The organism is Magnetospirillum fulvum (assembly GCF_900108475.1).
GTDB classification, from domain to species: Bacteria; Pseudomonadota; Alphaproteobacteria; order Rhodospirillales; family Magnetospirillaceae; genus Phaeospirillum; species Phaeospirillum fulvum_A.
The window spans coordinates 1-14549 of the sequence record NZ_FNWO01000025.1 but is presented as its reverse complement, the minus strand read 5'-3'; the positions used below and the strand labels follow the sequence as shown (position 1 = coordinate 14549).

Genomic DNA, 14549 nt, shown 5'->3' with positions numbered 1-14549 from the left:
GATCAGCACCTGGGCCGGAGGGCCTCCCGCCGAAGCCAGCGCATGAAATATGTTCTGCCAGATGCCCTTGTCGCCCCAGCGGACGAAACGGTTATAGAGCGTCTTGCGCGGTCCATAAGCTGAAGGGGCATCGACCCAGCGACATCCTGATTTCAGGACATGGATGATCCCGCTGATGACACGCCGGTCATCTACCCGTGCCTTGCCCCGCGTATCGGTCGGAAGATGCGAGGCAAGCCGCACAAACTGCTCGTCCGTCAGCCAGAAAAGATGATCGTCCATTCAAGGGCTCCTTTAGGATTCCTTGAATCACAAAGCTTCTCCCAAGAAAACATTTTTATGGGTCCTGACCCTAACTGTCTGCCCGTACACCAGTGATGGGGGGAGCACTTGCACTATTTCTTTTGCTTTTTCGGCGAGTGGAGACGGTGGGCGACGAGTGCCCTCTCGCTCCTCCCATGCAATAAAGTCCGCCAGACGGGCGGTCAGGTTCACGCGGTGTATCTGCATCGCTTGCGCCAACAACGGAGCTTCCACTCCGTTGTCCAGGATCATCGCTAAGCACCAGACCAGTAGTTCGTCATCTCCGCCAAGCCGGCTTAACTGCGCCGCCATCTCCTCAAAATCGTCCACTCGCCGAATATGAGGGAGACGTGCAAACGCCTTGGCCAAAAGATGGCGCCAACGGTCATGCCTGACCCAGTTTAGCTGAAGGGCTGCGGAGAAAACGCAATCGAACAAGGAAAGCCAGCACTCCCATGCTTCTTTAGGCCGAGCTGTTGCGCCAAACGCCAGATAATCGACCAGCGAAAGGCCTACGCAGGCATGAAAGAAGCTCGGGTCATCGGCTTGGGTATCGTCGTGGGTCATAAAGGCCCGACGGCGTTGTTCCGCCAAAGATCGCCAGCCGCTCTCCCATTCTGCCACGGGGGCATCCATAGAGAGATAAAGCTGTGCGGGTTGCCAATGCCGCCATGTGGGGAATGGATCCTGCTGGAACACATAGAGCCCCTGATCCCGGCGGATCAGCACAGAGTGGTATAGCTCGATGAGGGAAGTGGCTGCCGATGCTCTTGTTTGGCTTCGGGCATCCGCCTGCTCGGTCAGTGTGGTTGTCAGAAAGGCATCGGTGGCTGAAGTTACCCAGCCCCTTTCCTGGTCGCCAATGCCCGATTTACGCATTTCCTCCAACCGCGATGGGGCTGGAAGGATGAGGTGAAACGCCCGCAAACCCTGATCAAGGCCAATATCAAGGCTGGCCATTGCCTCTGCCAGCGCGCTCATTGCTGCCCGGATGGGATGCCAGATTTCAGATCTCCGGTTGGATTGCCTGTGATCTTCTCCGATGAGGTGGCCAAGCCATTGGAATGACAGAAATGTTCCATCGTGTCGCTTCAATATCGTCTCGGCGACGGCTGCGAATATTGGAGCAGCCTGGGCGTCAAGGCTTTCGATAGTGCGTATGTCACTCCTGGGATCGAGCGCTTCCTTTGCATGCTTCAAAGTGGCCGCCAGTAACTTCGGTGCAGTTAAATTGCGATTCCATGACCAGCCGTTCCCGCTGTCGTCCTCGGAGGTATCGGGCGCCAAGATCAGCAATTCCAAAAGCAGGTCTAGTCTTTCAAAGATTTCCGGAGAATCGAGTGCCTGTGAGACGGCGAGGGGAAAGCGAGTCTTTTCAAGGAGCGTGAGAAAACATGCCTTTTCCGTCGGCAAAAGGGCCGTCAATAAGCTCATCGGCGGATAAAGCCATGGCACATGGTCCAACGGGTCGTGCCAAACCGTCTCGATCAATTCTTTGCGACGCCATTCCTCCAGCCGTTTCGTCAGGCCATGGCGTTCTGGGGCGTAGACCCCAATGCCTGGATGCGCACCGATGAAGCTGGCAAGTTCCGTTAATGCCTCCAAAACGACATTTCGCGAGGCTCCGGCCAAGCTGTCGGCGAAAATCTGGATGACGGCTTCCTGAGAGATGTGGCGGTTTTCTAACAGGCTCCACGCGGCATCCGCGCCGTATTGGGGATATTCTATAATGGCGTTTGCGATGGCTACTCCCCAGATCCACTCGACGGCAGGGTCGTTCACCCCATGCATGGATATTTCCGTAAGGCCGGAAATCCACTTTTCGGGCAGCGGGTGTGGCTGGGACACCAGCGCTGCTTTAATCTGCTCACATTCCAGATCAATGGGTGAATATCGCCCTTCCGTTCGAGTGGCCGGATCAAACTTGGCAAAGGCTTCGGACAGGATCGGACGGAGAATCGATAAGCTCACGCCGAAGCTTGGGTGACTCGTTACCGCTCGGCCTGCGGTCACCTCTCGTCGATGGAGTTCCCGCCAGTCCATGGGGCTATCCGTGTCGATCATTTACTGCCGCCTTTAGCTTTGATCGCAAGATCGTTCCAGGTGTGATCGAAGAACGTAATGAAGTTCCGGGTTTCGGCGTTCCAGCCTCGGCTGACAGCGGTCATCTTTTTTCCAGACCGCCAACGGTGCCGCCGAAATGCCAGAGTTCATTGTCAGTGACCGCGAAGCGGTCATGCAGAAACTCGGCCATGCGGTCAGCCAATACGATGTCATAGAGCCTTCCGGGTGTTTTTCGATTTAAATATTCCAGAATATTCTGCAGGTCGAGGAAAGGTGGTTTTGCGTCCTTTTCCCCGGTGATCAAGCGCAACTCGGTAAGACTCATGCGCCGATCCAGGCGGTCCTGCAGCATCCGTCCACGGCATCGCAATCATCGGAAATCGACGCCCATATCAGTTCCGGAGACAAGGAAGGTGTGGCGGTGGCTTTTGTCTCGGGCAGCTTGGTCTCCCGCCCCTTGAATGGCGGCTCTCTCATGGGCGTTCAGACGCTTTTCGCGCTGCCAGGCGCTCTTCAACCCACAGCTTAAGAGGCTTGGTCGCGGTATCTGCGAGGATGATTTCGATCAAGTCCGTTATTTGGCCGGGGGCCGGGACCTTCATCAGCAGTCCTGCACGCTCGCCAATGGCGTTCAAGGAGTTCCCGGATAGCCACACGGTGTCGTCGATGACGAGGAAGCGATCATGGATGGGAGCCGAGTCGCCTCCCATGACCATGATTTTCAGCTGCTCGCCTTGTTTCCCTAGGTGTTCTGCTTGGTGCAGCAACACCTCCCCGGCCTCCCTGTCGGGGATGGTTTGATCCTTCGATCGCATGCAGCCGGAGGAGGTCAGGATAGTGACGTCGGTGGCGTGGTCGGTAATGGCCAGCGCGAAAGCGAACAACTCTGTTGTAGCGAAGTATGGATCGACGATGATAACCTGGCACCGTGCTCGCCCGATCAGTTGTCGGACAAAGTCCCGCGCCTCGTCAGGGGAGCCGTTGAAAAGTTTTTGACCCGATCTCTCTGCTTCAGCGTTCTGTCGTCTTTTTGCCTCCTGGCTGTAAAGAAATGTCGAAATATGTGTGGATGCGCTTTCCTCACCCATGACGCTGGTTTGTTCTAAGCTACGGACGGTAGCGCGATATGTCTCTCCTTTGCGTCGCAGCGTATCCGGAACATGCACTTCTTTTTCCGTTCCCAGCATGCTCCCCGAAATGCTGATGGTCCGCAGGAAAGGCAGTGGCTCCATCCACTCCAGGATGCCGCGCTGCGGGCAGACCACAGCCAAGCTGACCCGTTCGGTGCGCCCAACATGGGCGATGCGTTGGTAGGCCTTTAGCAAAGGAATGGATTGAAGGTTTGCGACACCTTGGTGTCGGTGCTCGGCCGCGTAAAGAACGAGCCCGCTGATGTTGTGCCCCTGGCGGACGATGGCGTGAAAGTCACTGCCTTCCCCCTGGTGATCCACCGACAGCGTGTGATGAATGGCGCGTAGCACAGGGTTGGGAGCGACCAGATTGATCGATCCCAACCACTCCCCATACTGCAGCAGGCTGAAATAAAGGCGATCCTGCAACCAGGCGAGCGCCTTCCGGTCAACGAGTGGGCGCTGGGCGGCATCTGGAGTCCTGGCTTGGAGTAAATGGTGAGAGCGTACGGTTCCCCACGAGTGGAACGGCAGGTTGTTTGTGCTGGTAAGAAACGGCCAGCATGGCTCTTGAGCCAGCGTGGCGGTGGACAGGACAACATCGCTGCCGGGCAGGCGTACGTGGCCATCTCGGCAGTGCTCGTACCACGTCAGTGCCTCTGTCGCCGGCAAGACGTCGCGGCGGACATAAACGGCCGTTCTTCTTCCCAGGGAACGTGTTCGCAGGCATTGCTCCTCCGTCGAGTCGGGCGGCGGAAATTCGCTGGGAAGCAACTCGACCATGGCGAACAGCAAGTACCGTTCCTGGTCTTCGCGATACCAAGCCAGGTGGAGGCATGCATGGCCATAATCACCAGGAATGCTCAAGTCCGGGACTGTCGGCAACTTTATGGGATGCGTATCGGCCATGGGGGCTTCCTCAGTCTATGCCTGGCTTTGCAGAAGCGGCCTGGAGTCGCTCCCTTGGCATCACGGTCGGATGGCCTAATTCGCGCGCGTGGCCCATACCCGACCAAGCCCCATATGAGCCGATCACGTAAAAATTCTTTTTGGCTCTCGATACCGCGACATTCAGGATGTTGGGTGTGCCTGTAGCCCAAGCGCGGGCCCCGTTCTGAGCCGCCATGGGAGCGCCCAGGACCAGCATCACGGCATCGGCCTCGCGCCCCTGGACGGTGTGTATTGTGCCGACGTGATTGGCAGTCCAATCGCCTGGGGTAATCCTCAGATGGGCGAAGAGCGAACGCTCTCGGTCCAGCCGGCGGCGCATCTCCTGAGCGACGCTGCGGAAGGGCGTTATGATGAACAGCTCGGGGTCAACGACCCCGCCATCGGCGAGACGGCGCAGTAAGTCGACGACGACCTCGCCTTCGGCCGCGCACCATTTGGAATCTGCGGTGCCATCCAAGTCGAACCAGCGGCTTGGTCCCAAGATATTGCCGATGGAATTCCCGTCGTCGGGTTTGGCTGCATGGACCATTTGCCCGTCATAGGCAATCCGGTTGGCGATACCGAACATGGGTTCCTGGCAGCGTCGATGCACCAACAAAGGCATGCCGACCTGACGCGGCCCCTGATCGGAACGGAAAGAACCCTGGAAGCGCGAGGTACGATCAGCGAGGGTCTGACATGATGCGTCGGGGGCGGCCCAAAGTTTCCGGGTGACATTGAAATAGCTGCAGATTTGGGCGTTCAACCGATCGGGTAGAGTGACCACCGGGGGGATTTGCAAAGGATCGCCGACGACGATAGTCCGCTTGGCTCGCAGGATTGCGCCTGTGGCAGCTTGTGGCAGGGCCTGACCAGCCTCATCGACCAACAGCCAGCCGAGGCTTTGGGGCGGAAGAGCGCCCAGCATGCGTTCCACCGAGGCGAACGTGGTCGATAGCACCGGCACCACCAGGAACAAAGTGGACCAGAGTTCGCCCAGCAATCCCTTCTTGACCAACTCCGGCGGAGGGCCGACCGCGAATGTGTCCATCAGGATGCTGAGATTGTGAAGAACTTTTTGTGCCGCAACGTCGATAAAGGCACGGTGGACATCGAGGGCGGCCAGGAACAAATCCTCCCGTTTCCGGTGCAGATCGTCCGGCAGCCAAGGAGAGGCTAGATTCCAGTCCGTATGCGATTGCGCGAAAAAGTCGGCGTCCACCAGCCGATTTCCCAGACGGCCGCGGTCCTCATCGACGGCGCGGGATAAGGTGTCGGCCTGTTCCTGCTGGGCGGTCAGTTGATCCTCCAGCGTCCGAACCCGGGAATTCCAGTCGGCCAGAGACCGCTGTGCATCCGTCACCGGACCTTCGCAACGCTTCAAGCGGTCGCTGGCGGTTTTCTCGGCCTGGGCAATCGGGGCGAGGCGTGCCATCCACTCGCGCCAAGACTTCGTCCGGAACAGTCGCGCGAGCAAGCCGGGGCGGCAGGCTCTTAGCTGAAATAACTGGTTGGATAGTGGTCCCCAGGCGTCACGGGCGGCCTGCAGTTCGACCTGTACCCGTTCTAAATAAGTTTCATGCCGGTCGGCTTGCTCCCGCATCAGATCGAGCTGGCTGCGGCCCTCCGCCAAGGCGCGGCGCAGTTTGTCCAGTGTCAGGCAGCGGCGACGGACCTCCTCCAGGCTCGTCAGTTCCGCCTGGATTTCTTGGTGCAAGCGGGCCATGCGGTCACGCGCCCTGCGCCAATTGGCCTTGGCCTGCCCGGCGGTCGGCGGAGCCTCGGTCTCGACCACGGCTGGCGGCCGCCGTTCGAGGATCTCGCCGCTGGCCGGGTCCTTGATCTCTCGCACCACTGGATCGCCCTTGGCGGCCTTCAGGTATAGGCGAAAGGCAAAGTCCTCATGCCACCAGAACGCCTTCTGGAAGGCCGCGCGGTTGCGGGCATTGCCAAGTACGGCAGCGATCAGGCCCCAAGTGTCCGTGGGATCGACGGGGGTTCCGTCTTCATCGGCCCGGTCGGTGTTGAGCACGACATCGCTGATCAATTTGAAATAGCCGGAATAGTCCACACGCCCCATGGCTTTCGTGGCCGGCAGTTCCTTGCTGACGTTCTCCACGGCCTTGTTGTTGCTGGATGCCACAAGGATCTCATGTCCCTTGAGCCGTTCGTCCAGGCGATAGAGGTGAAAGAATGCCTTGTCGCCGACCGCGACCTTCTCGCCGGATGGAGTGAAAGCGGCTTCAGGATCCTCAAAGGTTGCCATGGCCAGGGCACGATCCAGCACGCACCCCGCCACGAGGTCGCGCAGCAAGGTGGTCTTGCCGGTACCCGGGGGGCCGTTGACGGCGACGATGCCGCCCTGTCGCAACTCCGTCCGTGCTAGGTTGACGGCCGCTTGCTGCAGCAGCACCAGGGGAAAGCCGCCAGGTACCGGCCACCGTGCCGCGGGTGTTAGCGCAGGAGAAACCGCCTGCTCCAGTGCCGCCGTGTTTTCCAGCAGATCGAAGGTCGATGCGGGCGCAGCCATGCCCAGATATGCCCGCAGGCCCGCAGGCAAGGTTCCTGCGGCGAGACCAGCGGAAACCCGGGACAGGTCGTTCAGAAAAAACGAATTGAGCAACGCTGGTTCAGGGGGCGTCTTGGCCTTGAAATAGTGGTAGACCCGGATGGCGAAGCTGGGCTTTTCGATGAGGTGGTGCGGGAGGCCGAAGCGAGTCGCCAGCCAATTGTGTGCAGCAAGGATGTTGGCCCAATCCAGTGACAGCCTCTTTCCCTTGTCATCTACCCGGTCCACCAGTTTGGTCAACTCTTCGACGGCGCGGCCTTCAATGGAGGGCCATTGCCCCAGTTCACCGAGTTTGCCTTGCAAGGCCAAGGGGAGAGCCCAGGCAAAGCTGGAAACCGCCACGGCCTTGTCTTCGACCACAACGCCATTCTGATCGATCATAACGGCGGCGATGGCCGACTTCTCTTGGATTCGGCTGGGCCTTTCCTCATCTTCGCCGAAGGCGCGGATGAGGTCCTCCGTTGCCCGCCCCATGTGAATGCACCCCAGCACCACATGGTAGAACAACCGGCGTTTCGGGTGCGATCGTTCGCCCCGGCGCCAGGGGAGGTCTGTACTCGGCAAATCAGCAACGCAGGCTCGATCTCCGGAGGCAAAATCTTCCGGCCGGCGATAGGTCTGTGGTGTCAACGCTTCGAGTGCGGTCCAAGCGGCGAGGATACTGGAAGGCTCGTCCAGTCCCCAATCCTTCGCGGGGGGTGTGGCTTGGGAAGGTGCGGCCGGATGAGGGGTAATAATGGGGGGCGGTGAGAATTTGGGATTTTTCATCGTGTTCAGCGCGGCGGCAACCTCCTCGCGCAGTTTTGTCGCGCGCAGGGTATCGCGGTGCTGAAGCTCGTCAGCCAACTGTTTCAGAAGCTGCGAGCAGTTTTGGCTGCTCTGAAAGAGGGCTTCAAGCTGGGTGATGCTGTGGTGGAAGAAGGGTCGCTTGGAATGATTACGCACGGTGTTGAAGCTGTTTCTCAGCAGATGTCGCGTGTCTCCATATTATAGAGCCGATTTGGCGTAACCTCAATTATAGAGTGTTGATGCGGTATGTTTCTCCCTCCGATATCGGCGTCTTGGCGGAGCATTTCTGGCTAATCGAGAAATTTGGCAAACTCTCCTTGCAGTTCGTGGCGCGCCAGCGTTTTGGCGATGAATGCCGCCGTGAGGACAACAGAAGTGAGCGCAACATCAACATATTGCATCCGTTCTGCTCTAAGAGATGGTGATGGCACTCCGGCTAAATTGAAATCGTCCTTACCGCCGTTATAGACCTCCATCACATGCGCATAATTTGCGTGGATGTATCCGCTGAAAGTCTTGTGGATGCCCTCCATCACCTTCTGCGTTGCGTCGTCGTGGTGTCCCTTTAAAACTCGAACGACTGCAGCGCGGACCTTTTTGACCTGAACGGCGGGTGTGGGTTCGTCCATGTCACTGTCTATAGTCGCTTCAAAGAATGCTTTTACGAATTTTTGGGCGTGCCCTGAAGCTGCCGGGTGTTCCTCAAGCAGGAAGTGGATTTCATCGCAGCAATCTAAAATGCAGCGCATGATCGCTCCGGCATCGACAAACAAGCCTGAGGCACAGAGTTTCTCAACTGCCGAGACGCCGTGTGCGGCTCGGACGAGCTTGAGAACCGCGACAACGATCGGCGAATGTCCGCGGTACTCGAATGCCTGTTTCGCCGGCACCCATTCGGGCGCGCCGATAGTTTCGCGGCGAAGCTGCTCGATAAGTGCATTAATAGTCTTCAAGTCCATGGGTTCGTATTTCCCAGTCCGCCTCAGATGGCCCAGCCAACCCTTTGCCTGATCCAATCACGTGGCAGACAGCCAGGGTTCATGCGGCTAGCACGTTGGAGTGTATCACCTGCTAACGCGTCGGTGGGGATACGGCCCTCACACGCACATCTCTTCGCGGCACGCAAATTCCTCTAGGGCCTGGACTCATTAAGTGCGACACCAGAGTCGGCAGGCGATGAGTTTGACGGCGGCGATGAAGTTGCGCTGGTCTTTGTCATACCGGGTGGCGATTCCCTTGAACTGCTTGATCCTGTTGAAGAAACGCTCAACGAGGTTGCGCTGTCGGTAGACCCAGGACGAAAAGACAAAGGAGCCCTTGCGGTTGGACCGGGGCGGAATGTTGGCCCAGGCGTTCCTGTCGGCGGCCAAGGCGCGAATGGCGTTGCTGTCGTAGCCCTTGTCGGCGAGGAGGATCGCGCCGTCGTCCAGCCCTTCCAGCAGGCTTTCGGCTTCGACGCTGTCGTGGACCTGACCGCCGGTCAGCCGGACATCGATCAGACGGCCGTCTGCATCGACGAGCGCGTGGATCTTGCTGGTGAGGCCCCCACGGGAACGTCCCATGCCACCATCGTCGAGATCCCCCTTTTTCCCGTGGCTCCGTGCTGGTGAACGCGGACACAGGTCGAGTCGATCATCACGATGTCGCCGTCATAGGCTTTTGAAACGTCTTCCAAAAGCCGGTCCCACACCCCTGCCTTCCGCCAGCGGACGAAGCGGTTGTAGCAGGTCGTCGCTGGTCCGTACCGTTCGGGGATTTCCGCCCATGGCGATCCGGTTCGGAACCGCCACAGGATACCGTTCAGAACCTTCCGGTCATCCACACGCGGCACACCCCGCGGCTTGTTCGGTAACAGGGGCTGGATGATCGACCATTCGCAATCAGTCAACTCGTAGCGACGCCGGGTCATCAAAGGCTCCAGAAAATTCGAAGCCTTTGAATCATAAAAAGGAATCCATGGGAATCCCCTTTATGAGTTTACGCCCTAAAACAACCTGACGCTGGCGGAAATGAATAATGACCTGAAGGCCTTCCATCTGCGCTCATTCGGCGGGTAGTCCCCCACACACTGGCTAGCCCCTGGCCTGAGCTGCGCCATTTGAATCAATGGCGGCTTTTCGCTGTGATCACGCCTTTGGGTGGCCGGGTTGGACGAGCAGCGCTTGCCATCAGAGTTTCGCGGACCGGGAAGACGATGTCCGGTTCGGAGGCGGTGAACTTGCACTGAATGACTGAGATGGGCGCCAAAGGGCCGTGAAGGGAAGGACGGGTTTTGGAGACGGGATCGGTAAAGCAGACATTAGGAATAAGTGCATTGTCACCGTAACCGAGGCGGAATTGTCAGACATCCAAAAGGATGGCTCCTCTTGTGTGGCTCGACAGGATATCCCCACCAAAGCCGCCCAATTCTAAGAAGAGCTAATCTTTTCTCGCAGCGCCATTAGAGCGGTACAGACGTTTTTCACATTGGAAATGGCCAAATCTACATCAATAGTGGCGAATATGCGCGCAGAATAACTTGCGTATTCTGTTCGTTCTTCGTTTATTTTCCAGCCCGCGGAGGAAAGTGTGCGTTTTATTTCGGACAACTTGTTTGGCCCGTATTTTGTGATCTTGCGGAATTGGCTAACACCTACATCTGCGTAATCTACACTTAGAAAAATATGAGCACCTCTGGCTACTTCACGCCCCTGCAGGCTGATAGACCAATTCGGAAGCGGGCTAAGTTTGGCAACTATATTATCATCATCCCATGATATATTATCAACACCAAAAGAGCGGGCGGCTATTTCTTCAATCCAGAAGCCGACATCAACTACGTTGCATTCCGGCCACTTTGAAGCCATCTCAATAAGCTTCAGTCTGTCCTGAAATGATGCGATATCGAGCCGTTTTTTCTGGTCGGGCAAGGTTGCGTCGCTGATCAGCTTTGACAAACGGCTTCCGAGGGAATGCCAATTTGTTTGGAAGCGGTTCCTTGAAATGGAGGCCAACGCGGTATTCCAAGTGGCTGCGGTGCGTTCGTTTGCCTGCGGGTGGCGTCCGGAGATGATGTAAAAGAGTGTCATGCCGAGGCCATAAACATCTACTTCAGCGGCCTTTCGGTTGGCCGACGGCGAGTCAGTAAATTGCTCCGGCGCAAGATAGCCAAGCATGGTTGTCATGTTTTCGCTAATCTTGTAATCCTTACCCCGGTTGTGCCAGGAAAGGTCAAAATCGAGAACGACAACGTTGCGTTCTGCGTAAATTTCACCATGAATATCGGCTACCATTATATTCGAAGGTCGAATATCTCTATGAAGAACATCAATTTTATGTGCCTGTCGAATTGTGTCTGTTACCTTAATCATCAGCGGAAAGCCGTGATAAATTTGGTGCAATGACTTACCCTTCACAAGCTGCTCGACATTCTATCCTTCAATATATTCCATTATGGTTGTTGGCGGAATTTCGTATGGATCAATTATTTCAACAACGCCTGGTATCTGAGCGTCCCGTATCATTCCAAGGGATTCAACTCCCTGTCTGAAGCTGTTAAGCATGATTCTGTCGGATCGGACGTTATTGTTTATGATTTTGACCGCCAATTTGTTTCCGCCCTTTTGCGCGAGATAGACTCGCCCGAACGCTCCGCCACCAATAGTGGGTGGCATGAGTTGACATCCAAATACGACATTGTATGGTGGAAAGTCTTCGATCAAAGCGGCATGATTGACGGCTTCGGTATATGCCCTTAAAAAATTCTCGTAATTATTTTCAGCATCAACCTTATTTTTTGTTGCCAATACTTTAGCCGCATACGATGAGAGAATCGCGCGAGCTTCTTCTGGAGATTTCTCTTTTATTTCCTGAGGTGTCAGCGCAACATTTGAGGGTGGAGTTGAGGGCGTGACCGGCGCGGCAGCCTTGTATCTCTCGATATGGCCGTCCAGAGCATCAAAAATGCGGAGAAGGGGCGTCTGGTGATCGCTTCCGGCTGGAGGGTAAAAAATAGTCTTGATGTTGTGACCAGCGGCCCACTGGGCGGTCTTTATGTCGGCCCGATCAGTTATCCAGTAGTGCACATCGAGCGGGATGCCCGATGTCTTTAGCTCATCAAGGTGCCTCTTAATGGCAAGATCGTCTGCGCCGATGCCAAGAAAAATAACTCTATTGGAGAGAAATAGCGTTTTCATGAATAATTTATAGGCATAATCGGCAAACAGATTTGCAAGGTCTTCTCTTGTGAAGACCCAGGTTTCCTCATCATCAACAATTCCGTGCAGATTGATTATCCACTGCTTATCTGATTGCATTAGTCTGATCTTTTTTTGCAATGCATATCCGACGCCATGCTGCGGTAAAAGGCCTCTCACCTCAGCAAAGGCCCGACTAAGTAAAGTGTCTATATTTAGGGTAACAACGCCGTATGTTCTTAGTCTCCATATTTTCTTTATTACTTCTGGAAGTGGAGCGTCGTCTGAGTAGCTAAGCTCAGATTTTATTACGCTGTGGTATGAACTGGGGGCCATTGCCCCCTTTAGGGTGCTAAATGCGTCCCATGGGTCGGGAAGTGATCTTATTGCCCTGACGTGTCCTCGCCTCAGCTTCCTTGCTTCCACGTCAGCAAGTAGCATGGCGTCATCCTCGTGTCGCTTTTCCAGCTTTGAACGGAGTCCGCCCCAGCCGGGCAATTTGGCATTGGCGCTAACAGGCTGTTGAAAAACCCCATAGCCTGCTGAGCGGCGGCATGATTCAATCTCGGCCAAGGGATTGCGTCCGAGGGGATGATGCGCGGGACAGACAAGCGGTCGGGGGAATTATTCTCCTACGTTGACCTGGAGAGGCGGGTTCGCAAGGACCATCCCCTCCGGCCGATCAGGGAGATGGCGAACGCGGCGCTGGCGGTGCTGTCAGGTGAGTTTGCGGCGCTCTATTCCGGAATGGGACGGCCGTCGATTGCACCGGAGATGCTGCTGCGGGCCATGCTGTTGCAGGCGTTCTATTCGATCCGCTCCGAGCGCCAGTTGATGGAGCGGCTGGAGTTCGACCTGCTGTTCCGCTGGTTCGTTGGCCTCGGCGTCGATAATCCGGCGTGGGACCACTCGACCTTCTCCAAAAACCGGGACCGCCTGCTGGAAGGCGACATCGCCGCCAAATTTCTGGCCGCCGTGCTGTCCCAGCCCCGGATCAAGCGGCTGCTGTCGAACGAACATTTCAGCGTGGACGGCACCTTGATCGAGGCTTGGGCGTCGATGAAGAGCTTCAAGCCGAAGGGCTCGGGCAAGGATGACGGCGAAGGTGGCGGCGGGCGCAACGCCTCGGCCGATTTCCGGGGCGAGAAGCGGTCCAATGACACCCACGAGAGCACCACCGATCCCGATGCCATGCTCTACCGCAAGGGGCCGGGCATGGAGGCCAAGCTGTGCTTCATCGGGCACGGCCTGATGGAGAATTGTTCGGGCCTGATCGTCGATACCCGCCTCACCCGCGTTTCGGGCCATGCCGAGCGCCTGGCGGCTCTGGACATGATCGAGCCACGGGCCGACCGGCCTCGCGCCATCACGCTCGGGGCCGACCGGGGCTACGACGCCGCCGACTTTGTCGAGGAACTGCGCACGTTGAACGTTCGTCCCCATGTGGCGCAGAACAGCAACCGGCGGCGCTCGGCCATCGACAAGCGTACCACCCGGCATCCCGGCTATGCCGCGTCCATCCGTATCCGCAAGCGCATCGAAGAGGCCTTCGGCTGGATCAAGACGGTGGCCGGGATGCGCAAGACCAAACTGCGCGGGCTGGACAAGGTGGATTGGGCCTTCGCCTTCACGGCGGCGGCATACAATCTGGTACGGCTGCCGAAACTGCTGGCCGCCCAACAAGGAGGCGCTCTATGCCTGTAATCACGATCCGAATCGGAAAAGGCCGCCCGATTGACAAGAAGCGGGCCGTGGTCGAGGCCGTAACCAAGGCCGTGGCCGAAACGCTCGACGTGAAGCCCGAATGGGTCACCATCCTCATCGAAGAATATGACCGAGAAAACTGGGCGACAGGTGGCCAACTGCACGCCGACAAATTTGGACCCGGCTACGGCAAGGCGGGGGTCGATGACTGAGCCTTTTTCAACAGCCTGCTAGGCCTTACCTATCGGCATTCGCCAGAACTCTACGAATCCGCGGACGCGGTCAGCGATGTGCCGCATGCCCCGGCCATCCGCGCGGCACTCAATGAAATGGGCCTGTCAGCTATCTTCTGTGTCCAGGGAGTACCGACGGTAGCGATCCTGCAGGCCGATCATTACGATCGTGACGCGGTTGTCGATCTTCACGGCGCGTTGTGGAACCAAGGCTTAGCGAGCCTGCTGTTGGTGATCGCCGAGGATACGCTTAGAGCGTTTTCTCTGGCCCGTACTCCGCTTCGCGATCCCGGCGACGCCTTCGAGACCCGCTGTCTCATTGATAGCCTCATCCTAGGGTCAGGACTCATAACCAGTAACTGACGGTTGCGGCAATGCAGACCGCCGCCATGAAGTTTTTGGCGAGTCGGTCGTATCTGGTGGCGATGCGGCGGAAGTCCTTGAGTCGGCAAAACATTCTCTCGATGGCGTTACGGTCTCGGTAGAGAACGGGCGAGAAGCAGTTTTTCCAGCGTCGATTGACCTTGGGGGGGATGTTTGGCGCGGCGCCCTTACTCTCGATCTTGCGGCGGACGGCGTTGCTATCGTAACCCTTGTCGCCGTGCAGAATGTGGGTTTCGGGCATCTGGTCGAGCAGAGCGTCGGCAGCGGT

The 14549-nt window shown here is 57.2% G+C and carries 13 protein-coding genes; 3 read left to right on the top strand and 10 right to left on the bottom strand.

Annotated elements, in window-relative coordinates; genetic code table 11:
* The 9 genes from BLW40_RS16905 to BLW40_RS16860 all read right to left on the bottom strand — a co-directional run.
* On the bottom strand, nucleotides 1-282 hold a 282-nt coding region (locus BLW40_RS16905; RefSeq protein ID WP_074770731.1), incomplete at its 3' end, for an IS5/IS1182 family transposase.
* Between the two features lie 27 nt (nucleotides 283-309).
* Nucleotides 310-2367 carry a hypothetical protein gene (locus tag BLW40_RS16900; protein ID WP_074770729.1) on the bottom strand — a complete coding sequence of 686 codons (2058 nt, stop codon included), beginning with the start codon at nucleotides 2365-2367 and terminating at the stop codon, nucleotides 310-312.
* 100 nt (nucleotides 2368-2467) lie between these two features.
* Nucleotides 2468-2692, bottom strand: a complete 225-nt coding sequence (locus BLW40_RS16895; RefSeq protein WP_139305654.1) for a hypothetical protein — start codon at nucleotides 2690-2692, stop codon at nucleotides 2468-2470.
* A gap of 148 nt (nucleotides 2693-2840) precedes the next feature.
* Nucleotides 2841-4406 carry a VPA1262 family N-terminal domain-containing protein gene (locus tag BLW40_RS16890; protein ID WP_074770725.1) on the bottom strand — a complete coding sequence of 522 codons (1566 nt, stop codon included), beginning with the start codon at nucleotides 4404-4406 and terminating at the stop codon, nucleotides 2841-2843.
* Nucleotides 4407-4416: 10 nt separating this feature from the next.
* Nucleotides 4417-7941: a DEAD/DEAH box helicase gene (locus BLW40_RS16885; RefSeq protein WP_074770723.1), complete on the bottom strand. Its 3525-nt coding sequence runs from the start codon at nucleotides 7939-7941 to the stop codon at nucleotides 4417-4419.
* Between the two features lie 134 nt (nucleotides 7942-8075).
* Nucleotides 8076-8744, bottom strand: coding sequence for a hypothetical protein (locus BLW40_RS16880; protein ID WP_074770721.1), 669 nt, complete (start codon nucleotides 8742-8744; stop codon nucleotides 8076-8078).
* Between the two features lie 189 nt (nucleotides 8745-8933).
* A protein-coding gene (locus BLW40_RS17265) for an IS5 family transposase (RefSeq protein ID WP_139305653.1) occupies nucleotides 8934-9694 on the bottom strand; the annotation gives its coding sequence in 2 pieces (ribosomal slippage) (nucleotides 8934-9379 and nucleotides 9379-9694; 762 coding nt in all).
* 499 nt (nucleotides 9695-10193) lie between these two features.
* Nucleotides 10194-11165 (bottom strand): protein kinase domain-containing protein, encoded by a 972-nt coding sequence (locus tag BLW40_RS16865; RefSeq protein ID WP_139305652.1) that lies wholly within the window; start codon nucleotides 11163-11165, stop codon nucleotides 10194-10196.
* Between the two features lie 30 nt (nucleotides 11166-11195).
* Complete coding sequence (locus BLW40_RS16860) at nucleotides 11196-12533, bottom strand: SIR2 family protein (RefSeq protein ID WP_139305651.1); 1338 nt, start codon at nucleotides 12531-12533, stop codon at nucleotides 11196-11198.
* Nucleotides 12534-12554: 21 nt separating this feature from the next.
* Here BLW40_RS16860 and BLW40_RS16855 point away from each other — a divergent pair, with 21 nt between their 5' ends.
* From BLW40_RS16855 to BLW40_RS17830, 3 genes are all read left to right on the top strand, one after another.
* The gene (locus tag BLW40_RS16855; protein WP_074770733.1) at nucleotides 12555-13664 is read left to right on the top strand and encodes an IS5 family transposase; all 1110 of its coding nucleotides are present in this window, start codon (nucleotides 12555-12557) and stop codon (nucleotides 13662-13664) included.
* Nucleotides 13655-13876, top strand: a complete 222-nt coding sequence (locus BLW40_RS16850; RefSeq protein WP_074770716.1) for a tautomerase family protein — start codon at nucleotides 13655-13657, stop codon at nucleotides 13874-13876. Before BLW40_RS16855 ends, BLW40_RS16850 begins: the two co-directional genes overlap by 10 nt.
* A 78-nt stretch (nucleotides 13877-13954) precedes the next feature.
* Nucleotides 13955-14260: a hypothetical protein gene (locus BLW40_RS17830; protein WP_211656796.1), complete on the top strand. Its 306-nt coding sequence runs from the start codon at nucleotides 13955-13957 to the stop codon at nucleotides 14258-14260.
* Here BLW40_RS17830 and BLW40_RS16840 read toward each other — a convergent pair.
* A partial coding sequence (locus BLW40_RS16840) for an IS5/IS1182 family transposase (RefSeq protein ID WP_074770714.1) occupies nucleotides 14244-14549 on the bottom strand: 306 nt, incomplete at its 5' end. The genes BLW40_RS17830 and BLW40_RS16840 overlap by 17 nt on opposite strands.

Excerpts from the sequence above, each read along its gene's own strand:
- BLW40_RS16900 (WP_074770729.1), bottom strand. The coding sequence starts at position 2,367 with ATGATCGACACGGATAGCCCCATGGACTGGCGGGAACTCCATCGACGA.
- BLW40_RS16895 (WP_139305654.1), bottom strand. The coding sequence starts at position 2,692 with ATGAGTCTTACCGAGTTGCGCTTGATCACCGGGGAAAAGGACGCAAAA.
- BLW40_RS16890 (WP_074770725.1), bottom strand. The coding sequence starts at position 4,406 with ATGGCCGATACGCATCCCATAAAGTTGCCGACAGTCCCGGACTTGAGC.
- BLW40_RS16880 (WP_074770721.1), bottom strand. The coding sequence starts at position 8,744 with ATGGACTTGAAGACTATTAATGCACTTATCGAGCAGCTTCGCCGCGAA.
- BLW40_RS16855 (WP_074770733.1), top strand. The coding sequence starts at position 12,555 with ATGCGCGGGACAGACAAGCGGTCGGGGGAATTATTCTCCTACGTTGAC.
- BLW40_RS16850 (WP_074770716.1), top strand. The coding sequence starts at position 13,655 with ATGCCTGTAATCACGATCCGAATCGGAAAAGGCCGCCCGATTGACAAG.